The sequence below is a fragment of the Pseudomonas brassicacearum genome (assembly GCF_003732225.1).
Classification (GTDB): Bacteria; Pseudomonadota; Gammaproteobacteria; order Pseudomonadales; family Pseudomonadaceae; genus Aquipseudomonas; species Aquipseudomonas brassicacearum_E.
Map to the genome: position 1 here is coordinate 1 of NZ_MOBJ01000016.1, position 23,473 is coordinate 23,473.

21 protein-coding genes and 1 pseudogene are annotated in these 23,473 nt (G+C 60.1%); 12 read left to right on the forward strand and 10 right to left on the reverse strand.

The window, feature by feature from the left end:
• Positions 1-271: 271 nt before the first annotated feature.
• The 3 genes from BK659_RS22510 to BK659_RS22525 all read right to left on the reverse strand — a co-directional run bounded on the left by BK659_RS22510 (position 272) and on the right by BK659_RS22525 (position 3,486).
• A complete protein-coding gene (locus BK659_RS22510; protein ID WP_123427201.1) occupies positions 272-1,813 on the reverse strand; it encodes a phosphoenolpyruvate carboxykinase in 1,542 nt (513 codons plus the stop codon).
• Positions 1,814-1,992: 179 nt separating this feature from the next.
• A complete protein-coding gene (gene hslO, locus BK659_RS22520) occupies positions 1,993-2,895 on the reverse strand; it encodes an Hsp33 family molecular chaperone HslO (protein ID WP_123427203.1) in 903 nt (300 codons plus the stop codon).
• 183 nt (positions 2,896-3,078) lie between these two features.
• Positions 3,079-3,486 (reverse strand): RNA-binding S4 domain-containing protein, encoded by a 408-nt coding sequence (locus BK659_RS22525; RefSeq protein ID WP_054595099.1) that lies wholly within the window; start codon positions 3,484-3,486, stop codon positions 3,079-3,081.
• A gap of 219 nt (positions 3,487-3,705) precedes the next feature.
• Here BK659_RS22525 and rimB point away from each other — a divergent pair, with 219 nt between their 5' ends.
• Complete coding sequence (gene rimB, locus BK659_RS22530; RefSeq protein ID WP_123427205.1) at positions 3,706-4,188, forward strand: retropepsin-like aspartic endopeptidase RimB; 483 nt, start codon at positions 3,706-3,708, stop codon at positions 4,186-4,188.
• Positions 4,185-5,090, forward strand: coding sequence for a 30S ribosomal protein S6--L-glutamate ligase (rimK, locus tag BK659_RS22535; protein WP_123427207.1), 906 nt, complete (start codon positions 4,185-4,187; stop codon positions 5,088-5,090). The genes rimB and rimK overlap by 4 nt, the downstream gene beginning before the upstream one ends.
• Positions 5,091-5,246: 156 nt before the next feature.
• On the opposite strand, the gene BK659_RS22540 is transcribed toward rimK, so the two are convergent.
• A complete protein-coding gene (locus BK659_RS22540; protein WP_123427209.1) occupies positions 5,247-6,560 on the reverse strand; it encodes an ATP-binding protein in 1,314 nt (437 codons plus the stop codon).
• 108 nt (positions 6,561-6,668) lie between these two features.
• Positions 6,669-7,409, reverse strand: coding sequence for an osmolarity response regulator transcription factor OmpR (gene ompR / locus BK659_RS22545; RefSeq protein ID WP_123427210.1), 741 nt, complete (start codon positions 7,407-7,409; stop codon positions 6,669-6,671).
• Between the two features lie 359 nt (positions 7,410-7,768).
• On the opposite strand from ompR, the gene BK659_RS22550 reads away from it, so the two are divergent.
• From BK659_RS22550 to tauD, 7 genes are all read left to right on the forward strand, one after another.
• A complete protein-coding gene (locus BK659_RS22550) occupies positions 7,769-10,093 on the forward strand; it encodes a Tex family protein (protein WP_123427212.1) in 2,325 nt (774 codons plus the stop codon).
• Positions 10,093-10,476 (forward strand): PaaI family thioesterase, encoded by a 384-nt coding sequence (locus BK659_RS22555; RefSeq protein ID WP_123427214.1) that lies wholly within the window; start codon positions 10,093-10,095, stop codon positions 10,474-10,476. The genes BK659_RS22550 and BK659_RS22555 overlap by 1 nt, the downstream gene beginning before the upstream one ends.
• 273 nt (positions 10,477-10,749) lie before the next feature.
• Positions 10,750-12,333 carry a glutamate--cysteine ligase gene (gshA, locus tag BK659_RS22560; RefSeq protein ID WP_123427216.1) on the forward strand — a complete coding sequence of 528 codons (1,584 nt, stop codon included), beginning with the start codon at positions 10,750-10,752 and terminating at the stop codon, positions 12,331-12,333.
• Between the two features lie 247 nt (positions 12,334-12,580).
• Positions 12,581-13,558 (forward strand): taurine ABC transporter substrate-binding protein, encoded by a 978-nt coding sequence (gene tauA / locus BK659_RS22565; protein ID WP_123427392.1) that lies wholly within the window; start codon positions 12,581-12,583, stop codon positions 13,556-13,558.
• A 16-nt stretch (positions 13,559-13,574) separates the two neighbouring features.
• Complete coding sequence (tauB, locus tag BK659_RS22570) at positions 13,575-14,354, forward strand: taurine ABC transporter ATP-binding subunit (RefSeq protein ID WP_123427218.1); 780 nt, start codon at positions 13,575-13,577, stop codon at positions 14,352-14,354.
• Positions 14,354-15,193: a taurine ABC transporter permease TauC gene (gene tauC, locus BK659_RS22575; protein WP_123427220.1), complete on the forward strand. Its 840-nt coding sequence runs from the start codon at positions 14,354-14,356 to the stop codon at positions 15,191-15,193. The genes tauB and tauC overlap by 1 nt, the downstream gene beginning before the upstream one ends.
• Before the next feature lie 59 nt (positions 15,194-15,252).
• Positions 15,253-16,095 (forward strand): taurine dioxygenase, encoded by an 843-nt coding sequence (tauD, locus tag BK659_RS22580; RefSeq protein ID WP_123427222.1) that lies wholly within the window; start codon positions 15,253-15,255, stop codon positions 16,093-16,095.
• Between the two features lie 163 nt (positions 16,096-16,258).
• Here tauD and mgrA read toward each other — a convergent pair whose 3' ends face one another.
• From mgrA to BK659_RS22595, 3 genes are all read right to left on the reverse strand, one after another.
• Positions 16,259-17,296 carry an L-glyceraldehyde 3-phosphate reductase gene (mgrA, locus tag BK659_RS22585; RefSeq protein WP_123427224.1) on the reverse strand — a complete coding sequence of 346 codons (1,038 nt, stop codon included), beginning with the start codon at positions 17,294-17,296 and terminating at the stop codon, positions 16,259-16,261.
• Positions 17,297-17,421: 125 nt separating this feature from the next.
• Positions 17,422-17,823, reverse strand: a complete 402-nt coding sequence (locus BK659_RS22590; RefSeq protein WP_123427394.1) for a type II toxin-antitoxin system HicB family antitoxin — start codon at positions 17,821-17,823, stop codon at positions 17,422-17,424.
• Between the two features lie 92 nt (positions 17,824-17,915).
• Positions 17,916-18,098, reverse strand: coding sequence for a type II toxin-antitoxin system HicA family toxin (locus BK659_RS22595; RefSeq protein WP_123427226.1), 183 nt, complete (start codon positions 18,096-18,098; stop codon positions 17,916-17,918).
• A gap of 133 nt (positions 18,099-18,231) precedes the next feature.
• Between BK659_RS22595 and BK659_RS22600 the strand changes: the two are divergent.
• Positions 18,232-18,534: pseudogene (locus BK659_RS22600) on the forward strand (SDR family oxidoreductase); the annotation flags it as partial.
• 64 nt (positions 18,535-18,598) lie between these two features.
• Positions 18,599-18,856 carry a hypothetical protein gene (locus BK659_RS22605; protein WP_123427228.1) on the forward strand — a complete coding sequence of 86 codons (258 nt, stop codon included), beginning with the start codon at positions 18,599-18,601 and terminating at the stop codon, positions 18,854-18,856.
• Between the two features lie 16 nt (positions 18,857-18,872).
• Here the strand turns inward: BK659_RS22605 and betT are convergent, their stop codons facing one another.
• Positions 18,873-20,834, reverse strand: coding sequence for a choline transporter BetT (gene betT, locus BK659_RS22610; protein ID WP_185015450.1), 1,962 nt, complete (start codon positions 20,832-20,834; stop codon positions 18,873-18,875).
• Positions 20,835-21,259: 425 nt separating this feature from the next.
• Entirely contained in the window at positions 21,260-22,186 is a 927-nt protein-coding gene (gene epsC / locus BK659_RS22615) for a serine O-acetyltransferase EpsC (protein ID WP_123427232.1), read from the reverse strand.
• Between the two features lie 194 nt (positions 22,187-22,380).
• On the opposite strand from epsC, the gene BK659_RS22620 reads away from it, so the two are divergent.
• Positions 22,381-23,373, forward strand: a complete 993-nt coding sequence (locus tag BK659_RS22620; RefSeq protein WP_123427234.1) for a D-cysteine desulfhydrase — start codon at positions 22,381-22,383, stop codon at positions 23,371-23,373.
• Positions 23,374-23,473 lie beyond the last annotated feature (100 nt).

The following is a 23,473-nucleotide window of genomic DNA, read 5'->3' on the forward strand; positions in this document are numbered from 1 at the left end:
ATTTTCTAGGAAGCCCGGCGTGGACTCAAATGCTTAAGTGAACAGCATTACGCAGCGATGCGGGCCTTCTTTGTTTTCTGAAGATTAGCGGTGAAACAACAGATGCCAAGATCGCAGCCTTCGGCAGCTCCTACGTTGGAACGCATACACCCGTAGCTGCCGCAGGCTGTGATCTTCTGATCTGCTTGTGGCGGGCTAAGCCCTCCTCTACCCTCCGCCCACAAAAAAGCCGCCCTCAAAGGGCGGCTTTTTCATTACATCAAACCAACTCTTACAACTTCGGCCCAGCAGCCTTGATCGCGTCGCTCACTTCAAACTTCTTGAAGTTCTCAACGAACAACCCAGCCAACGCCTTGGCAGCCTCATCGTAAGCAGCCTTGTCAGCCCAGGTGTTACGTGGGTTCAACAGGCCGGTTTCAACGCCTGGCACAGCCAGTGGCACGTCGAGGTTGATGGTGTCGAGGTGTTCGGTGGCTGCACCGATCAACGCGCCGCTCTGGATCGCTGCGATCACGCCGCGAGTGGTCGGGATGTTGAAGCGTTTGCCGACGCCGTAGCCGCCGCCGGTCCAGCCGGTGTTGACCAGGTAGACCTTGGAGCCGAAGCCGCGGATGCGCTTGATCAGCAGCTCTGCGTATTCGCCAGCCGGACGCGGGAAGAACGGTGCGCCGAAGCAGGTGGAGAAGGTCGACTTGATGCCGCTGCCCGAACCCATTTCGGTCGAGCCCACCAGTGCGGTGTAGCCGGACAGGAAGTGGTAGGCCGCTTGTTCTTCATTGAGGATCGACACTGGCGGCAGCACGCCGGTCAGGTCGCACGTCAGGAAGATCACTGCGTTTGGCTCGCCACCGAGGTTCTTCTCGGATCGCTTGGCAACGTGCTCCAGCGGGTAGGCGGCGCGGCTGTTCTGGGTCAGGCTGACATCGGTGTAGTCGGCGTGTTTGGCGTCGTCGATAACAACGTTTTCCAGAACTGCGCCGTGCTTGATGGCTTTCCAGATGACCGGCTCGTTCTTCTCGGACAGGTCGATGCACTTGGCATAGCAACCGCCTTCGATGTTGAACACCACGCCCTCGCCCCAGCCGTGCTCGTCGTCACCGATCAGGTAACGGCTTTCGTCGGCGGACAGGGTGGTCTTGCCGGTGCCGGACAGACCGAAGAACAGGGTCACGTCGCCCTCTTCGCCGATGTTGGCGGCGCAGTGCATTGGCAGCACGTCGGCGGCCGGCAGCAGGAAGTTCTGCACCGAGAACATGGCTTTCTTCATTTCACCGGCGTAGCGCATGCCGGCGAGCAGCACTTTCTTCTGGGCGAAGTTGATGATCACGCAGCCGTCGGAGTTGGTGCCGTCACGCTCTGGCACGCACTCGAAGTTGGCGACGTTGAGAACTTGCCACTCTTCACGACCGGCCGGGTTGTACTGGGCCGGGTTGATGAACAGGCAACGACCGAACAGGTTCTGCCAGGCAGTCTGGGTGGTCATTTTCACGGCCAGGTAGTGCTCTTCAGCCGAACCTACGTGCACGTGGGAAACGAAATGCTCTTGCGCGTTGTTGAACGCCTCAACACGAGCCCACAGGGCATCGAACTTGTCGGCCGGGAACTTGCGGTTGATCGGGCCCCAGGCGATGGCTGCCTGAGTGGTTGGCTCTTCAACGATGAAACGGTCGACTGGCGAGCGACCGGTACGGTGACCGGTGCGAACGACCAGCGCGCCGGTATCGGCAAGCTCGCCCTCACCGCGACTCAGGGCTTCTTTAACCAGATCGTCAACACTCAGATCGGTGTACACAGCATTATTGGCTTGCGTCATGAGGTTCCCCGTCGGCCAGTGGCCGAGTGCTCCAAACGTTTTGTAGTAGAAAGTCGCGCACTACTACCGCTAAAAAAGTGGGCCGGATTATGCCAGAAAAGCCTGAAAAGAGTAGGGTCCTCCCGTCAGGACGGCGTTATTCCGGCGTTTACCAGTGAATTTACCTGCGCTGAAGCGTTTTAGTGACGAGTATCTGACGGTGTATCCACACCCGCTCCAGCGAACAATTGGGTGATATCGGCCGCATCGAACAGGTAGCGCTGGTTACAGAACTGGCAGTCGATCTCGATGCGGCCACCGTGCTCGATCACCAGTGCCTGGGCATCTTCCAGACCCAGACTGACCAGGGCATTGCCCGAACGCTCACGCGAGCAGCTGCAACGAAAGCGCAGTTTCTGCACGTCAAACAGGCGCACCTGCTCTTCGTGGTAGAGGCGATGCAAGATAGTTTCGTTGTCCAGACTCAGCAATTCATCGGCGGTCAGGGTGCTGCCCAGCGCGGTGATGTGCTGCCAGCTGGCGGCGCGTTCTTCTTCGTCTTTCAGGCGGTCGGCCGGCAGTTGTTGCAGCAGCAGGCCACGCGCGCGACGACCGTCGGCGTGCAGCCAGAAGCGCGTGCCGACTTGCTGGGACATGACGAAATAGTTGGTGAAGCATTCCGACAGGGTCCCGCCATCAAGGTCGACGATGCCTTGGTAACGCTGGCCTTGGGTCGGGTCGACGGTGAGCGCCAGTACGCCGTTGGGCATCATGTCGGCCAGGGTCGCATCGGCAGCGATCAGGTCTGCGTCATAACGGGCCAGACCACGGATTTCACGCTCGCTGGAGCATTCGATCATCAACAGCGACACCGGCCCTTCGGAACGCGCCTGCAGGATCAGCAAGCCATCGAACTTCAAGGTGCCGACCAGCAGCGCCGCAGCCGCCATCAACTCGCCGAGCAGTTGTGCGACCGGCTCCGGATAGGGGTGTTTGGCGAGGACTTCGGCATAGCTACGCTCCAACGCCACCAGTTCGCCGCGGGTGTCGCTGTCATCGAAGATGAAGCGTTGGGTGTAGTCGGTATCCGGTAGATCAGTCATAGGTCTGGGTATCTGAAGTGAAGACTAAAGGATGACAAGGGCTGAGAGTCGCGCCTTGCGCACCGTTTCGGTGCGTTAATGTTGGCCATGACAGGCATTTTATGAACAATCCGGGTTTGTTCCAAGCAAGGTCGAACCGCGGCGTATTGACGCTGTGTAATGTAGTCCAGTCAGAACGCCAACTTACTCGCCAGCATTCCCGCCATGAAACTTGAACAGATCCCGGCGCTGCTTCTTGCTCGGCTTGCCGTCGGTGCTGACGCCCAAGGCACCGGCCTTGCGCTGGGCTGCGGCATTTTCGCGTTTGGCGATGCTGGCTTCGGTCTCAACGTACAACGTCTGGGCCTCGGGGGCACCACGACGGACGATCGATAGCGCCTGGACCACCACGGTACGCTCATCGAAACCGGCGCGGATCTGAAACTCGTCGCCAATCCTCGGTTCTTTGCCCGGTTTGCAGCGCTCACCCCGGCAATGCACCTTGCCGCTCTCAATGGCTGCCTTGGCTAACGCGCGGGTTTTGTAAAAACGCGCTGCCCACAACCACTTATCGAGACGGACTTTGTCGTCCTCTTCGTTTTTTTGTGCCATGGGTTTTCCTCATTCTGAAATATTTCTGAACTGTACTACCGTTTCTGTCGTGCCATGATTTTCACCGGTTCAGCATACAATGCGCGACGCTTTTGAGCTGAGCTCAGGGGCACGCAATCCGGGCCGTAGATATCTGTCGCCTTTTACCTATTATTCTGCGTGAATACCGCGAATTCGGCCGCTTTGCGGTGCGAACGGTTCCTCACCGGTTGAGCACATTTGAAGACATTTGACCATTTGACCGTTGTAGGTCTGCGCGAGTGGGTGGCGCTTCCTGGTTTGGGAGTCGCGGGCCTGCGGGCGAAGATCGACACCGGTGCCAGCACCTCCACCCTGCATGCCACCGAAATCGAGCCGTTCGAGCGCGACGGGGAAACGTGGGTGCGTTTCAACGCGCACCTGGGCACGGTGGTGCAGCTGCGTCATCGCCGCTGTGAAGCGCCGCTGGTGACGATGAAAACCATTAAAAGCTCCAACGGCCAGGCGCAGGTGCGTTACGTGATCAGTACCACCCTGGCGCTCGGCGATCGGGTTTGGCGAGTGGAGTTCACCCTCGCCTGCCGCAAGTCCATGCGTTATCGCCTGTTACTCGGTTCCAAAGCCCTGATCGACGGCCAGTTGGTGGTCAATCCGGGCATTAAATACGTTCAAGACAAGCCGGTGTTCCCGGTGTCCACTACCTCTTCCACAGGTGTTGCATGAAGATCGCTGTGCTGTCGCGGAACCCGCGTCTGTATTCCACTCGTCGTTTGGTTGAGGCCGGCACCGAACGCGGCCATGAGATGGTGGTAGTCGACACTCTGCGCGCCTATATGAACATTGCCAGTCATAAGCCGCAGATCCACTACCGCGGCAAGCCGCTGGAAGGCTTCGACGCAGTGATCCCGCGGATCGGCGCGTCGGTGACATTTTATGGCTGCGCGGTGTTGCGCCAGTTCGAAATGATGGGTGTGTTCCCGCTCAACGAGTCGGTGGCCATTGCCCGCTCGCGGGACAAACTGCGTTCGCTGCAATTGCTTTCGCGTCGCGGTATCGGTTTGCCGGTCACCGGTTTTGCTCACTCACCGGACGACATTCCCGACTTGATCGATATGGTCAACGGCGCGCCACTGGTGATCAAGGTGCTGGAAGGCACTCAGGGCATCGGCGTGGTGATGTGTGAAACGGCCACAGCGGCGGAGTCGGTGATCGAGGCGTTCATGGGCCTCAAGCAGAACATCATGGTTCAGGAGTACATCAAGGAAGCCGGTGGCGCGGACATTCGCTGCTTCGTGGTGGGTGACAAAGTGATCGCCGCGATGAAGCGTCAGGCCAAGCCCGGCGAGTTCCGCTCCAACCTGCACCGTGGCGGCAGCGCCAGCCTGATCAAGATAACCCCGGAAGAACGCATGACGGCGTTGCGTGCGGCCAAGGTCATGGGGCTGAGCGTCGCGGGCGTGGATATCCTGCGTTCCAACCACGGGCCGCTGGTAATGGAAGTGAACTCGTCGCCGGGACTGGAAGGGATCGAAACCACCACCAGCAAGGACGTGGCGGGGATCATCATTGAGCACCTTGAGAAGAACGGCGGGCCGAATATGACGCGGACCAAGGGTAAGGGTTGACCTCAAGCTGTTCGGTGGCAGGGACGCCGCCATCGCGAGCAAGCTCGCTCCCACATTTTGATCTTCAGCGAACACACTATTGTGTACGACCGAGATCCCTGTGGGAGCGAGCTTGCTCGCGAAGAGGCCCTAAGTCCCAACAACAATGCTGGCTTCTTAAACAGCATCCCTCGGCAACATCAACCCAAGCGGCAACCGCACCCGCGCCTCCAACCCGCCACCCGAACGATTACGCAGTTCAACGTTACCGCCATGCATCGAAGCAATCCGCTTGACGATAGCCAGCCCCAACCCGGTGCCCTTGCCGCCCCGCGCGCGATCGCCACGGGTGAAGGGGTTGAAGATCGCTTCCAGTTCTGACGGATCGATCCCGGCGCCACGGTCCATGACGCTCAGCACCACATACGGCGCGCTGACATCTCCCGAGACATACGCCGCCACCTCAACGCCGCTACCGGCGTGATGCAATGCGTTGCCAATCAGGTTGTTCAAGAGGCGTTTCATCGATACCCGACGCAACGGGAACGGCTGAATCGGCTCCAGACGCAAGCGTACCCGCTCCTCGTTCTGGTTGTAAGGCGCCGCCACTTCACGCACCAGATCACTCAGGTCGACCTCTTCGACCGACTCGTCCCGACCATCGCGAATGAACGCCAGGAACTGGTCGAGAATCGCGTCCATGTCTTCGATGTCACGCACCATATCGTCGCTCAGGTCGCTGTGGTTGCCCATCAGCTCCAGCGACAGACGCAAGCGGGTCAGCGGTGTGCGCAGGTCGTGCGATACCCCGGCGAGCATCAATTCACGCTCGCGACCGGCCTGTTCGACGTCTTCCGCCATCTGGTTGAACGCTCGGTAGACCTCGGTCATTTCACTCGGGGTGTCGCTGATCGGCAGACGCACGCTGCGCCCCTGACCCAGTTGCCGGGCGGCATCGACCAGACGCTTGAGTGGCTGATTGAGCTGGCTGACGAAAATCCACGCCGACGCGGTGGATAACAAGCCGATGGCGAGGAACCAGCCGAGTACGTTCCAGATCTTCTGGCCACGCAACGGATGCGGATACAGCGGTACTTTCAGCCAGCCATCGCCCAGGCTCGGTGCCCGGACCCAGAGCGCCGGCGGTGAATGCATGCGTAATCGCACTTCAGTGTCGGCGCCCAACTCGGCCTGCATCTGTCGTTGGTAGATTTCACTATAGGGCCAATGCTGCTCGCCCTCGGGAACACCGGCACCCACCACACGGATCAGTGTCGCGGCATCGGCAATCTTCGCTCGGTTTTCTTCGTCCGCGGCCCAGTAGGCACGCAAGGTCAGCGCGACGCCGTGGCTGTATTGGCGATCTACCAGCACGTCCTCGTTCATCAACAGATAAACCAGGGTCAGCGCCTTGGAAAACAGCACGACGATCAGCACCAGCCAGAGGGTGCGAGCGAAAAAACTCTGGGGGAACCACACGGGGGTTTTCATAGACAACCGCTACACACTTTGCAGGAGCGAGCGAGGCTCGCAGAATTGCGGATCGCGAATCAACCGGGTGACGCATTAACCGGCTGACCCGCTCCTACAAATCACCGATCACTTGGTCGCGGTGCCGTCCGGAACGAACACGTAACCTACGCCCCAGACCGTTTGAATGTAGCGAGGTTTCGACGGATCAGGCTCTATCATCCGGCGCAGGCGGGAGATCTGGACGTCGATGGAACGCTCCAGGGCATCCCATTCGCGGCCACGGGCCAGGTTCATCAGCTTGTCGCGGGTCAGCGGTTGACGCGCGTTCATCACCAACGCCTTGAGGACCGCGAACTCACCGGTGGTGAGCATGTGTACTTCGTCGCCGCGCTTGAGTTCACGGGTCGCCAAAGACAATTCGTAATCACCGAAGGTCACGCTTTCGTCTTCGCTGCCCGGCGCACCCGGCACCGGCGCCGCTTGACGACGCAGGACCGCTTTGACTCGCGCCATCAGCTCGTCCGGGTTGAACGGCTTGGCCAGGTAATCGTCGGCGCCCAGTTCCAGGCCTTTGATCCGGCTCAGCTCGTCGCCCTTGGCGGTGAGCATGATGATCGGAATCTGATTGTTCGCGCCGCGCAGACGGCGGCAGGCGGTCAGGCCGTCTTCGCCGGGCAACATCAGGTCGAGGACGACCAGGTTGAACACTTCACGCGCCAGCAGACGATCCATCTGTTCGGTATTCGGTACGGCGCGGGCACGATAGCCCTTGCTGACGAAAAAACGTTCCAGCAGGCTGCTGAGCCCTGGATCGTCGTCAACGATAAGAATTTTTTCGCCTTCAGCAGTTTGTGCAGTGCTGCTCATTGGATGCTCCTTTGATCTCGGTGCGCATTATGGCGTAGCTGTCGTTATACGCATCGTGTGCATTGTTAGCAGATTTTTCCTGTGCCGCCAGCGATACGGCCTTTATACCTACAGGCTGCGATGCCCCCATCGGGCAGAACGGCGGTTATAATGCGCGGCCTTTTGTGTCGGGCAACGTCTGATCGTTACTGTCAGTGGCGGCTTTTTATTTTTACGCCTGGCAGTAATTTTTCGATTCCACGGGTCAATGGGATGCCTTTTGATCCAGGTAGCGGCGCTGGCCAGGCCGCTCAACCAGACTCGCCGGGCCTTATTCCCTGCGCCCGCGAGCCTGCTTTCACAATTTGTCAGGTGGTTTTATGGACAGCATCAACAGCCGCATCGCCGAGGAACTCGGTGTACGCCCACAACAGGTCGAAGCGGCCGTCGCGCTACTCGATGAAGGCTCCACGGTGCCCTTCATCGCCCGCTACCGGAAAGAAGTGACCGGCAGCCTCGATGACATCCAGTTACGGCACCTGGAAGAGCGTCTGCGCTACCTGCGAGAACTCGACGAACGGCGCATCAGCATCCTCGCCAGCATCGAAGAGCAAGGCAAACTGACCCCGCAATTGGAACGCGACATCAAGCTCGCCGACACCAAGACCCGCCTCGAAGACTTGTACCTGCCGTACAAGCAGAAGCGCCGCACCAAGGGTCAGATTGCCCTGGAAGCCGGCCTCGGCGAACTGGCCGATGGCCTGTTCAACGACCCGAACCTGACGCCAGACACCGAAGCCGCACGCTTCGTCGACGCCGAAAAAGGCGTGGCGGACGTGAAAGCGGCCCTCGAAGGCGCCAAATACATCCTCATGGAACGCTTCGCCGAAGACGCCAACCTGCTCGACAAGCTGCGCGGCTACCTGAAGCAGGAAGCCACGCTCAGTGCCCGCGTGATCGCCGGCAAGGAAGAGGAAGGCGCCAAGTTCCGCGATTACTTCGAACACGACGAACCGCTGAAAAGCATGCCGTCGCACCGCGCCCTGGCAATTTTCCGTGGCCGCAACGAAGGCATTCTCAGCTCCGCACTGAAGGTCGGTGACGAACTGCCGGGCACCATGCACCCATGCGAAGGCATGATCGGTCAGCAATTCGGCATCGCCAACCAGAATCGCCCGGCCGATAAATGGCTCGGTGAAGTGGTGCGCTGGACCTGGAAGGTCAAGCTCTACACGCACCTGGAAACCGACCTGCTCGGTGAGCTGCGTGACGGCGCCGAGACCGAAGCGATCAACGTCTTCGCGCACAACCTGCACGACTTGCTGCTGGCAGCTCCCGCCGGCCCACGCGCCACACTGGGCCTGGACCCGGGCCTGCGCACCGGTTGCAAGGTGGCGGTGGTCGACTCCACCGGCAAGCTGCTGGACCACGCCACGGTTTACCCGCACGTACCGCACAACAAGTGGGACCAGACCATCGCCGTGCTCGCGGCCCTGTGCGCCAAGCACTCGGTGGACCTGATCGCTATCGGCAACGGCACCGCCAGCCGTGAAACCGACAAACTCGCCGCTGACCTGATCAAAAAATACCCGGCGATGAAAATGACCAAGGTCATGGTCTCCGAAGCCGGCGCTTCGGTGTACTCGGCCTCGGAACTGGCCTCCAAGGAATTCCCGGACCTCGACGTGTCGATCCGTGGCGCCGTGTCGATTGCCCGTCGCTTGCAGGATCCGCTGGCCGAGCTGGTGAAGATCGATCCGAAATCCATCGGTGTCGGCCAATACCAGCACGACGTGTCGCAGCTGAAACTGGCGCGTGGCCTGGACGCGGTGGTCGAGGACTGCGTGAACGCCGTCGGCGTCGACGTGAACACCGCCTCCGTCGCGCTGCTGGCCCGCATCTCCGGCCTCAACGCGACCCTGGCGCAGAACATCGTGACCCATCGCGATGAACACGGCGCCTTCAAAACCCGCGCCGCGTTGAAGAAAGTCGCCCGTCTCGGCGAAAAGACCTTCGAACAAGCCGCCGGCTTCCTGCGTGTGATGAACGGCGACAACCCGCTGGACTCCTCCGCGGTTCACCCGGAAGCCTATCCGCTGGTGCAACGCATCGCCGCTGAAACCGACCGCGACATCCGCTCGCTGATCGGCGACGCCGCTTTCCTCAAGCGTCTCGATCCGAAGAAGTACACCGATGAAACCTTCGGTCTGCCAACGGTCACCGACATCCTCCAGGAACTGGAGAAGCCGGGCCGCGACCCGCGTCCGGAGTTCAAGACCGCCGAGTTCCAGGAAGGCGTCGAAGACCTCAAGGACTTGCAACTGGGGATGATCCTCGAGGGTGTGGTGACCAACGTGACCAACTTCGGTGCTTTCGTCGATATCGGCGTGCATCAGGACGGTTTGGTGCATATCTCCGCGCTTTCCGAGAAGTTCATCAAGGATCCGCGTGAAGCGGTGAAGGCCGGCGACGTGGTCAAGGTCAAGGTCATGGAAGTCGACATCCCGCGCAAACGCGTTGGCCTGTCGATGCGCATGAGCGACACCCCGGGCGAGAAGATCGACGGCGCTCGTGGCGCGCGTCCAGGTTCGGCTCCGCGTCAGTCTTCGAGCACCGCTCCGCGTAAAGAAACCACGGCAGCAGCTCCATCCAACAATGCCATGGCGTCGTTGTTCGCCAATGCCAAGCAGTTGAAGAAACGCTGATGGAGATCCCTGCGGGGTTGACCGAAAGCGCTTTTTTCAAGCTGCTGGGTTGCCGTTTGCACAGCCTTGAGGTCGGGGTGGCGCAAGTCGCCCTGGCCCTTGAGCCTGAGCTGCGTAATCGCGGTGGCAAGCTGCACGGCGGGGCGTTGTTCAGTCTGGTGGACATTGCCATGGGGCTGGCCTGTTCCAGCTCCCATGGTTTTGACCAGCAGAGCGCGACCATCGAGTGCAAGATCAACTACATCCGCGCCGTGGCTGAAGGCGAGGTGATGTGCACGGCGCGGGTCATTCACCCGGGCCGGCGCACGCTGGTGGTCGAAGCGGATGTGATGCAAGGCGACAAATTGGTCGCAAAAGCACAAGGCACGTTCGCTGTCCTGTAGCTCCCTGTCATCAATTTGAGTTAATTTCGGCGTTGCGAATCCTGTGGGAGCGAGCTTGCTCGCGATGAGGGAGTATCAGTCAACAATAAGTCGTCTGACACACCGCCATCGCGAGCAAGCTCGCTCCCACAGGGATTGCGCCGTTTCTGAATGACCGGCATTAGGCCTGTGCGGCTCGAAAAAACCAGGCGAAAACGCCAGTTTTAACTTCACCCTTGTAGACCGTCCTGCCCACCCCCATATTGGGGCGACTGACGCGTGAAGGAATCCAACTTGAGCGAACTTCTCAACCGCCGCCTGGCTCTGCTCGGCGAGCGCGCTAACCTCTCTCTGCTCGAACAGTGTCTTCACGGCATCGAACGTGAATGCCTGCGCGTGACGGGCGAAGGTCGCCTGGCGCAAACGCCGCACCCTGAAAGCCTGGGCTCCGCGCTGACCAACGAACAGATCACCACCGACTATTCAGAGTCGCTGCTGGAGTTCATCACGCCTGCCTTGGCCGATCCGGCGGACACGCTGAGCAGCCTGGACAAGATTCACCGTTTTGCCTACAGCAAGCTCGGCAACGAGTACCTGTGGAGTCCATCGATGCCGTGCCCGTTGCCGGCCGAGGAAGATATCCCGATCGCCTATTACGGCACCTCCAACATCGGTCAGCTCAAGTACGTCTACCGCAAGGGCCTGGCCCTGCGGTACGGCAAGACCATGCAGTGCATCGCCGGGATTCACTACAACTTTTCCCTGCCGGAAAAACTCTGGCCGCTGCTCAAAGAAGCTGAAGGCTTTGTCGGCACCGACCGCGACTATCAGTCGGCGGCCTATATCGCGCTGATTCGCAACTTCCGCCGCTACAGCTGGCTGCTGATGTACCTGTTCGGTTCTTCGCCAGCGCTGGACGCCGGCTTCCTGCGCGGTCGTTCCCATCAGTTGGAACAATTTGACGCCGAAACACTGTACCTGCCGTACGCCACCAGCCTGCGCATGAGCGATCTGGGTTATCAGAGCAACGCGCAAGCCGGGCTGACGCCGTGCTACAACGACTTGAACAGCTACACCGACAGCCTGCGCAAAGCGGTGGCCACGCCGTACCCGCCGTACGTCGAAATCGGCACGCACCAGGACGGTGAGTGGGTTCAGCTCAACACCAACATCCTGCAGATCGAAAACGAGTACTACTCCAACATTCGCCCGAAACGCGTGACCTACACCGGCGAGCGGCCGATCCAGGCGCTGGTGGCTCGTGGTATTCAGTACGTCGAAGTGCGCCTGCTGGACATCAACCCGTTTATGCCGATGGGCATCGACCTGCAGGAAGCGCGTTTCCTCGACGCGTTCCTGCTGTATTGCGCGCTGAACGAAAGCCCGCTGCTGACCGCCACCACCTGCGGCAACGCCACCTCGAACTTCCTCAGCGTGGTCAAGGAAGGTCGCCGTCCGGGCCTGCAACTGCAACGGGACGGCCAGCCGGTAGACATGAAAGAGTGGGCCTTGGAGCTGCTGGAAAAAATCGCCCCGCTGGCCGCGTTGCTGGATCAAAGTCACGGTGGTGACGCTCACAGCACAGCCCTCGACGCGCAACTGGCGAAGATCAAGGACTCGTCCCTGACCCCTTCCGCCCAAGTGCTGGCGGCGATGACCGAACACAAGGAAAGCTTCGCCCGGTTCTCCCTGCGTCAGAGCCAGGCTCACGCCGAATTCTTCCGCAGCGAACCGCTGGTGGCCGAAGAGCAGGCGCGCTTTGAAGAGTTGGCGCGCTCGTCGCTGGCTCAGCAAACCGAGCTGGAGCAAAACGAAGTCGGCGATTTCGACGTGTTTGTCGGGTCGTATCAGGCGAGTATTCTGGCGATCAGTAACTGATCCCGGAAGGTCCTGCGGACCTTATCGCGAGCAGGCTCGCTCCCACATTGGATTTTCGGTGTGACCACAATTGTGTAAACACCATTGAACCCTGTGGGAGCGAGCTTGCTCGCGATGACCGCGCAGCGGTCGCTGTCAGTTTTTTCCGCTCATAAGCTAATTCGAAAAAGTTATTTATTTTCGAATTCTTAGATCATTTAGTCTCATCACACGCCGAAGCCTCGGCCGCCTGATGAGGACTTTCATGATGAAACTGCACTTCCCCCTTCGCCTCCTGGCGGCCGCGTCCCTGGCTGCAGCGAGCTTTTTCGCTCAGGCGGCTGACCTCACTGTTGCCTACCAGACCACCGTCGACCCGGCGAAAGTCGCCCAGGCCGATGGCAGTTACGAAACCGCCACCCACGCCAAAATCGACTGGCGCAAATTCGACAACGGTGCCGACATCATCGCCGCCATTGCCTCGGGCGACGTGCAGATCGGCTACCTCGGTTCCAGCCCGCTGACGGCTGCGATCACCCGCAAGGTTCCAGTCGAAACCTTCCTCATCGCCACCCAGATCGGTGCCGCCGAAGCACTGGTGGCCCGCGACGGTTCCGGGATCAAAACCCCGCAGGACCTGATCGGCAAGAAAATCGCCGTGCCCTTCGTGTCCACCGGACACTACAGCCTGCTGGCCGCGCTCAAGCACTGGAACATCGACCCATCGAAAGTACAGATCCTCAACCTCGCGCCGCCGGCGATTATTGCCGCGTGGAAACGCGGTGATATCGACGCAACCTACGTGTGGGACCCGGCGCTGGGTGTGGCCAAGGAAAACGGCAAGGTACTGATCACGTCCGGCGAACTGGCCAGGTTCGGCGCGCCGACCTTCGATGCCTGGATCGTGCGCAAGGATTTCGCCGAGAAGCACCCGGAAATCGTCACCGCCTTCGCCAAAGTCACCCTCGACGCCTACGCCCACTACCGCAAAGACCCACAAGCCTGGCTGGCCGATAAGGGCAATGTCGACAAACTGGTGAAACTCTCCGGCGCCAAGGCCAGCGACATTCCGTTACTGCTGCAAGGCAACGTCTATCCACTGGCGGCTGATCAGGTGATCAGCCTCGGTGCGCCGACCACCAAGGCCATCACCGACACCGCCACGTTCCTCAAGGAACAAGGCAAGGTCGAAGCCGTGCTGCCGGACTACGCCCCATACGTCAGCGCCAAGTACATCACTAACTGATCAGGAGTTGAGCGCGATGGCCTTGCTTCAGCTGGAGCGCATCAGCGCACAGTACCCAGGCAGCCCGGAACCGGTGCTGGCGGATATTTCCTTAAGCCTTGGGCCTCAGCAATTGCTGGTCGCCCTCGGCCCGTCCGGCAGTGGCAAGACCTCGCTGTTGAACCTGATTGCCGGTTTCGTCGAACCCAGCGCCGGGCGTATCACCCTCGACGGTGTGCCGGTCAAAGGCCCGAGCGCCGAGCGTGGCGTGGTGTTTCAGGACGACGCGTTGCTGCCTTGGCAGGACGTGTTGGCCAACGTCGGATTCGGTCTGGAACTGGCCGGCGTGCTGCGTGATAAACGCGAAATCCGCGCCCGGGAAATGCTCGCGCTGGTCGACCTTGCAGGCTTCGATGCACGCCGCATCTGGCAGCTCTCGGGCGGCCAGAAACAGCGTGTCGGCCTGGCCCGCGCGCTCGCCGCTGACCCGCGCGTGTTGCTGATGGACGAACCCTTCGGCGCCCTCGACGCCTTCACCCGCGAACAGATGCAAGAACTGTTGCTGCAAGTCTGGCGACGCACCGCCAAACCGGTGTTCCTGATCACCCATGACATTGAAGAGGCAGTGTTCCTCGCCACGGACCTGATTCTGTTGGCCCCCAACCCTGGGCAAATCGTCGAGCGTCTGAGCCTGGATTTCGGTCAGCGTTACGCGGCCGGTGAATCGGCGCGAGCGATCAAGTCCGACCCGCGTTTTATCGAAACCCGCGAACACGTCCTTGCCAGTGTGTTCTCCCAACGGCAGGAGCGTGCCTGATGAGCAGTTATGAAATCCCGGCAGCCACGGTCAAAGTGTCCGGCCCTTCATCAGTAATTCCAGTCCGTCGCAGCCTCAGCACACGCTGGATCAGCCTGTTGACGCTGTTTGCGCTGCTTGGTTTCTGGTGGGCGGTGACCGCCAATGGCCTGATCGAGCCCTTGTTCCTTCCGCCGCCGTCCGCCGTCCTGCAAAAAGGTTGGTTGCTGGCGACCACGGGCTACATGGACTCAACCCTCTGGCAGCATCTGGGCGCGAGTCTCAGCCGTATCGGCTTGGGTCTGGGCTTCGCGGTTTTGACCGCCGTGCCGGTCGGTATCGCCATCGGCCATAACCGCATCGCGCGCGGAGTTCTCGATCCACTGATCGAGTTCTACCGGCCGATTCCACCGTTGGCCTATCTGCCGTTGATCGTGATCTGGTGCGGCATCGGTGAGCTGTCCAAGGTGTTGTTGATCTATCTGGCGATCTTCGCCCCGATCGCCATTGCCACCGCGACTGGCGTACGCACCGTCGACCCGGCCAAGTTGCGCGCCGCGCAGTCGTTGGGCGCGACTCGGGTCCAGCTGATTCGTCATGTGATTTTGCCGAGTGCCTTGCCGGACATTCTGACCGGCGTGCGCATTGGCCTGGGCGTGGGCTGGTCGACGCTGGTGGCTGCCGAGTTGATCGCCGCCACCAGTGGCTTGGGCTTCATGGTGCAGTCAGCCGCGCAATTTCTGGTCACCGATGTGGTGGTGCTGGGGATTCTGCTGATCGCGCTGATTGCCTTCGCCATGGAAATGGGCCTGCGCGCCCTGCAACGCAAACTCGTGCCGTGGCATGGCCAGGCGCACTGAGTATTCATGTGCGAGCAGGCCCGTTCCCACAGTCGACACCCCGGATTGAAGAGAAAGCCATGAGCAGCCTGACCATCACCCCACTCAGCACCGCCCTCGGCGCGCAGATCAGCGGCGTCGATATCTCCCAGCCGCTGAACGTCAAACAGCGCGATGCTATCGAGCAGGCGTTGCTCAAGCATCAGGTGCTGTTCTTCCGCGAGCAGCCGATCAATCCGCAGCAGCAAGCACGTTTTGCGGCGAATTTCGGTGAATTACACATTCACCCGATCTACCCGAACGTGCCGGAACAGCCACAAGTGCTGATCCTCGACACAGCCGAAACCGACGTGCGCGACAACGCCGTGTGGCACACCGACGTGACCTTCCTGCCGACCCCGGCCCTCGGCGCGGTACTCAGCGCCAAGCTGCTGCCGGAGTTTGGTGGCGACACGTTATGGGCCAGCGGCATTGCGGCGTACGAAGCTCTCTCAGTACCGCTGCAAAATCTGTTGCAAGGCCTGACCGCGACTCACGACTTCGTCAAATCCTTCCCTCTGGAGCGCTTTGGTACCACGCCTGAAGCGTTGGCCCAATGGGAAGCAGCCCGCAAGAAGAACCCTCCGCTGTCGCATCCGGTGATCCGCACGCACCCGGTGAGTGGGCGCAGGTCGTTGTTCGTCAACGAGGGCTTCACTACTCGTATCAACGAGCTCTCGGAAACCGAAAGCGAAGCAATTCTGAAGCTGCTGTTCGCCCATGCTACCCGGCCGGAATTTACCATTCGCTGGCGTTGGCAGGAGAACGACGTGGCGTTCTGGGACAACCGCGTGACTCAGCATTTTGCCGTGGATGATTACCGGCCAGCGCGGCGCGTGATGCACCGGGCGACGGTGTTGGGGGATGTACCGTTTTTCCGGTGAACCACTGACTTCTTTACTGCTTTTTATGGCCCCATCGCGAGCAAGCTCGCTCCCACATTGGATTTGGGTTGACCACAAATCTGTGGCCAACTGAAAACCCTGTGGGAGCGAGCTTGCTCGCGAAAGCAATCTGACAGGCGCCAGAATATCCGGCGCCGGACATTTACTCCGCCGTCGAAGGCTTCTCCCACAAATTGATCCCGCCTTCCTGGGCAAAGCGGTCAATCTCCGCCAGTTCCTCAGCGCTGAAGCTCAAATTCTTCAATGCCCCGACGTTCTCGATGATTTGCTCCGGGCGGCTGGCGCCGATCAGTGCAGAGGTCACCCGAGGGTCGCGCAGAGTCCAGGCCAGCGCTAATTGCGCCAGACTCTGACCACGACGTTTGGCGATTTCGTTGAGCGCACGCACCTGAGCAATGTTGGCCTCGGACAGGTGCGATGCCTGCAATGAACCACCGCCCGGGCGATTGACCCGCGCATCAGCCGGCACGCCGTTAAGGTACTTGTCGGTCAGCAGCCCTTGAGCCAACGGAGTGAAGGCAATCACGCCAGCACCGAGTTCGTCGGTGGCGTCCAGCAGGTCTTTTTCCACCCAGCGATTGAGCAGGTTGTAGGCCGGTTGGTGGATCAGCAGCGGGACTTTCCACTCTTTCAACAATGCGGCGATTTCACGGGTTTTCGCTCCGGAATACGACGAGATACCGATGTACAGCGCCTTGCCCTGCTGCACGGCGGTGGCCAGCGCACCAGCAGTTTCTTCCAGTGGCGTGTCCGGGTCGAAGCGGTGGGAATAGAAGATATCCACGTAGTCGACGCCAAGGCGCTGCAAGCTCTGGTCAAGGCTGGCCAGCACGTATTTGCGTGAGCCACCGCCCTGACCGTAAGGGCCCGGCCACATGTCCCAACCGGCCTTGCTGGAGATGATCAGCTCATCGCGGTACGGCTTGAAATCTTCGCGCAGCAAACGACCGAAGTTGACCTCGGCACTGCCGTACGGCGGGCCGTAATTGTTGGCCAGGTCGAAGTGGTTGATGCCCTGGTCGAAGGCGGTACGCAGCAAGGATCGCTGGGTATCGATCGGCGTGCTGTCGCCGAAGTTGTGCCACAGGCCCAGCGACAGTGCCGGCAGCACCAGCCCGCTGCGACCGACGCGGCGGTAAGGAATGGAGTCGTAACGATCAGCAGCAGCGGTGTAAGTCATCGAACCCTCTCTTGTTTTGAACGACGAAGTCGTCAGCGTTGCCCAGCATACGCTCAGGCAACGCATCCAAAACGGGGTGTTCGACTAAATGCTGAAACGTTTCACATCATTTTTGATTTTGGCCCTTACGCCGACAGTTCGCGCAGGGCCGCTGCTGCCAGAAAGCCGGATCTTGAGTTGTACCGTTGATCGCGTCTGACTGTCTGATCAATGCGCTCCAGCAACTGCTCTGGCAGCGTCGCATTGAAGCGCACCGACTTGCCGAAATACGGCGTCACGTCAAACTCGACCACTGCCCAAACACCACCCGCGTAATCAGGGTTCTCGAGGTGCTCGTCGATCTCGCGCACCTGCGGCAGCGGATCGCCATCGGCGACCAGTCCCTCGTAATGTAACGACAGCGCCTCTTTAACGTTTTCGAGCGCCTGCGCCACCGTTCCACCTGCAGAGAAACAACCCGCAACGTCGGGGATAATTACTCCGTACTCTGAATCGGCATCCTTATGCAGAACGACTGGGAATTTCATGGGGATGGGCCCTTCCTGTAAATCCGGCAGAACTTGCGACCGGAACCTGTTCAATCTGCCCTCATCGGGGATCTGATAGCTGTTTCTCGGGCTCATTTCAGGCCCGCCTGTTTCAAAATACTGTTGATTGTTCCTTTGGGGAGATCCGCGTCAGGATGCTTGATGGTTACCCTCCCTGATTTGCGCGAATGTTTGTATTGATGGTGGTTACCTTTGACCGCCACCCAATACCAGCCGTCCTCTTCGATCATCCTGATCATTTCCCGACTACGCATCACCTTCACCCTTTTTCGACAGCATCCGCGACGCACTGTACGCGGCAAAGGGCGATTTCAATACACACCATACACACTCTGATAAATATTAGTCCATCAGAACGAAACGGCTTTTATTGCCAGACCAGCGGCTAACCTGCCCGGTTACGCGGTGTACATCGCCAGCAAAGCGGCGGTGGAATCCCTTACCCAGGTGTTCGCCAAGGAACTGCGCGGCCGCCACATCACGGTCAACGCGGTGGCCCCGGGGCCGGTCGCCACTGAACTGTTCCTGCATGGCAAAAGCGAAGAGCAGATCCAGACCTTCGCCAAGATGCCGCCGCTGGAACGCCTCGGTCAGCCAGAAGACATCGCCCAGGTCATTTCCTTTCTGGTCAGCCCGGCTGCCGCCTGGGTCAATGGGCAAATCCTGCGCACCAACGGTGGGTTGGTTTAAGCGCCATTCTTGCGAACGGCGCCTATGCTCGATAGGACGAACACCGGTTCAGGAGCACACCCACATGCACACCACAATCATCATCACCTTCGGCCTGGTCCTGTTGGCGCTGATGCTGTTCATCGGTCAGAAGCTCGGCTTCAGTCGTCAGACCCTGACCTACAGCTTTGTAGTCCTGTGGCTGGCGCTGACGGTGATCAACGGCGCCGTCGGCATGATCACCGCCGGGCAACCGCTGACCTCTGAATTGATGGTGGGCTTCATGGTCTTCGGTGTGCCGGTGGCCGCTCTGGTGCTGTTCATGGCCCTGAACAACGCTTGAGCGCCACCGGCCTCGGTCAGCGCACCAGATGCAGGAACTGCATGTGCCGCTCGTACTGATCGAGGATGTCGTTGATGATTTGCTCCTTGGTGTAGCCCACCAGATCGTAATCCTGACTGCCTTCGCTCAGGTGCACTTCAGCCCGGTAGTAGCGACGGTTGTTGAGCTCTTTGGAGCCCATCCCGCCACGGGCGAAAGACGGCGTGAAGTAACCGCGCATTTGTGCCTGGTAGATGAACGGATGCTGATCGCCGTGACCGATTTCCAGGCTGACGCTGTCGTTGGCCGGGTCCGGTTGGGTGACCACGTTCAAACCCTTTTCAGCGAACACCGCCGTCACTTCTTCAATCGCCGGACGCACCGTCGTGTCGAGGAAACGGTACACCTCGTCACGCGACGGAAAGTGCACGGCCTGACTCAAGCGCTGACGCCAGCCACCCTTGCCACGTCGTGATGCCGAAACCGGCGCCAGCGAATGCAACTGAGCGATCTGCTTCTGCGACTCGAGGTAAAACGCCTTGTGCAGCCCCCACATCATCAGCAGCAAAATCAGCGAAAACGGCAACGAGGTCAGTACCACCGCTGACTTCAATGAATCAATGCTGCCGGCGAACAACAGCGCACTGGTCACCAGTGCCGTCATCGCGCCCCAGAACACCCGCAGCCATTTCGGCCCGTCTTCATCGGCGCTGCCGCCCTTGGCCGACAGCGTCGAGAGCACCACGGTGCCGGAGTCGGCCGAGGTGACGAAGAACACGAAGCTGATGAACACCGTGACGGCGATCACCGTCTTGCTCCAGGGGTAGGTTTCCAGCAGCAGGTAGAGGGTCATCGACGGGTTTTCGATGGCCGACAGGCCAAGGGCACTCATGCCGTGGTTGAGTACCTGGTCGATGGCGCTGTTACCGAAGATCGACATCCACGCCAGGGTGAAACCGAGCGGAATCAACAGCACGCCGAAGACGAATTCGCGGATGGTCCGGCCACGGGAAATCCGCGCGATGAACAGGCCCACGAACGGCGACCATGCGATCCACCACGCCCAATAGAACACCGTCCAGCCGCCCAGCCAGTCGCTGGGTTTATCGTAGGCGTAAAGGTCGAAACTCTTCATCGGCAAGGCGCCGAGGTAATCGCCAAGGTTCTGGATCAGGGTATTGAGCAAGTGCTGGGTAGGGCCGGCGAACAGCACAAACAGCAACAGTGCACAGGCCAGCAGCATGTTGATGTCGGACATCACCCGCACGCCTTTATCGACGCCGGCAACGGCAACGATGATCGCCGCGCCCATCATCAGCGTGATCAGGCCGACCTGAATCCACTGGGTATGGGCGATGCCGAACAAGTAGTCGAGGCCCGCGTTGAGGTGCAACACGCCGAAGCCCATGTCGGCGCCCAGACCGAACACCGTGGCGATGATACCGAAGCCATCCACCGCGTAACCGATCGGGCCGTTGATGCGTTTGCCGATCAGCGGATAAAGCGCCGAACGCAGGGCCAGCGGCAGGTTATGCCGGTAGGCGAAGTAGGCCAGCGCCATGCCGACAAAAGCGAACACACCCCAGCCGTGCAGGCCCCAATGCAGAAACAGTATCTGCATCGCCTGACGTGCCGCATCGGCCGTGCCGGCCTCGCCCTGAGGCGGTTGCAACAGGTGAGTCAGGGGTTCGGACACACAGAAGAAAAACAGCGTGATGCTGATCCCGGCGGCGAACAGCATGCCGGCCCAGGACAGATAACTGAATTCGGGCTCGTCGTGGTCGGCACCGAGCTTGATCTTGCCGTAGCCAGACAAGGCGGTGACCACCACGAAGACCAGATACAGGGTCATCGCCAACATGTAGTACCAGCCGACCGTATTGGCCGCCCAGTTTTGCGCCGCCAGAAGCCAGGCGCCGGACTGTTGCGGGAAGGCGATGACCACCAGGCCGAACAGTAAAATGAAGGTCGCCGCGAAGTAGAACACCGGCGGATTCATGCGGATCTGACCGCTTGGAGGGGTGAATGATGCACTCATGAAGCGTGCACCTCGAGGGGGTAAAACGTGGCTGTAAAAAACGGACTCAGCAAAGGCTAGCCTCCTGTTGTGAGCGGGCAGCGAACCACCGGTTTAACTTGAATGAACGTTCAAGTTAAACATGGATAGGCTGTGAGGACTAATCGCAAGGCTCGGCGGTGCGTTTTGTACGCTGGCTCAGGGGTAGGTATGACGCGGGGTATGGGGAATTCGTTCAGTGGGAAATTGGCTGAATGCCATTATCTCGATCCGGCTTGAAATCAATCGCGAGCAAGCTCGCTCCCACATTGAATCTTTGTCAGCCCACAACGTTGTGAACGACATGAACCACTGTGGGAGCGAGCTTGCTCGCGATGACGGCCGGTCAGGCAGTGAAAGGCTCGGGCTTACTTCTGCGTCCCGTCATCATGCTGCAGATTGGCCTGGGTCAGGTTGCAGCCGGCCGGCACGCTGCGGGTCAGCCAGACGTTGCCGCCGATGGTCGAACCCTTGCCGATGGTGATCCGTCCCAGAATGGTCGCGCCGGCATAAATCACCACATCGTCTTCAACGATCGGATGACGCGGATGGCCCTTCTGCAACTGGCCGTCTTCATCGGCCGGGAAGCGTTTGGCGCCGAGGGTCACTGCCTGGTAGATGCGCACCCGCTCGCCGATGATCGCGGTCTCGCCGATGACCACGCCTGTCCCGTGGTCGATGAAGAAGCTACGGCCGATCTGCGCGCCCGGGTGAATGTCGATACCGGTCGCCGAGTGGGCGATTTCCGCACTGATTCGCGCCAACAATGGCAGCCCGGCGCGGTACAAATGGTGGGCCAGACGATGGTGAATCACCGCCAGAATCCCTGGATAGCACAGCAGCACTTCATCGACGCTACGGGCTGCCGGATCGCCGTGATACGCCGCCAGCACATCGGAATCCAGCAGGCTGCGCAGGCCCGGCAAGGCCAGGGCGAAATCCTGGATCAGGCTGATCGCCCGCGCCTCGACTTCGGTATCGACCTGGGCGCTTTGCCGCGCGACATAGCGCAGTTCCAGACGCGCCTGAGCCAGCAATGCGTTCAGCGCCACATCCAGCGTATGCCCGACGTAGAAGTCTTCGCTCTCTTCACGCAAGTCCACCGGGCCCAGGCGCATCGGGAACAACGCACCACAGAGCGCTTCGAGAATATCGGCCATCGCCGCGCGCGATGGCAGCTCACGCCCGCCCTGCTCGCCGCTGATACGACCGTTCTGTGCACGCCACTGGTCGCGGGCGGTGCGCAGTTGGCTGACGATGGTCTGTAATTGCCAATGGCTGGAACGCTGGCTCACGGTAAAACTCCTCACGTGCTGCGGCCGGACGGTCGGGCCGCCTAAACGGCATTCACTTTACGGTATGCGTTCAAAACGGAATTAAGAACTAATTGTGCTGTTCTCAGCACTTTTTGGCATAAGTGATGTTGATGGTTGCCCGAGTAAATCGGCCTGCCTATAGTCCAGTGACATTCTTCGACCCGTGCGGCCCCATGATCAAACAACAGCTTGCTCGCTTCAGTCGTCTGGACCTTCTGGCCAACGCCACCCCTTTGGAAAAGCTCGAACGCTTGTCAGCCTGGCTAGAGCGCGATGTCTACGTCAAACGTGACGACCTGACACCGTTGGCCATGGGCGGCAACAAGCTGCGCAAACTCGAATACCTCGCCGCCGACGCACTTGCGCAAGGCGCCGACACGCTAATCACCGCAGGTGCAATCCAGTCCAACCACGTGCGCCAGACAGCAGCCCTGGCCGCCAAACTGGGCCTGGGTTGCATTGCCCTGCTGGAGAATCCGATCGGCACTGATGACAGTAATTACCTGGGCAACGGCAATCGCCTGCTGCTGGACTTGTTCGATGCCAAGGTCGAGCTGGTAGAGAACCTCGATAACGCCGACCTACAGTTGCAGGCACTGGCCGAGCGTCTGCGCAGTAACGGCAAAAAACCTTATCTGGTACCGATTGGCGGCTCCAACGCCTTGGGCGCGTTGGGTTATGTACGGGCGGGGCTGGAGCTGGCCGGGCAGATCGAAGACAGCGGACTGGAGTTCGCCGCGGTGGTGTTGGCTTCGGGCAGCGCCGGGACTCACAGCGGTCTGGCGTTGGCATTGAGCGAAGTACTGCCGAACTTGCCGGTGATCGGTGTCACTGTTTCGCGCAGCGACGAAGACCAGCGACCGAAGGTCCAGGGTCTGGCGGAGCGCACCGCGGAACTGCTGGGCGTAAGCCTGCCGAAGAGTTTCAAGGTTGAATTGTGGGACGAGTATTTCGCCCCGCGTTACGGTGAGCCAAATGCCGGCACCCTGGCGGCAGTCAAGTTGCTGGCCAGCCAGGAAGGGCTGTTGCTCGACCCGGTCTACACTGGCAAGGCCATGGCCGGTCTGCTCGATGGTATCGGCCGGCAGCGCTTCAATGACGGCCCGATCATCTTCCTGCACACCGGCGGTGCACCGGCGTTGTTTGCCTATAACAACTTTCTGTAAGTGGATCAAAAGATCGCAGCCTCCGGCAGGTGTCCGTGCGTAGGAGCTGCCGAAGGCTGCGATCTTTACCGAAAGCGTCACATATTCCAAAATCGAATAA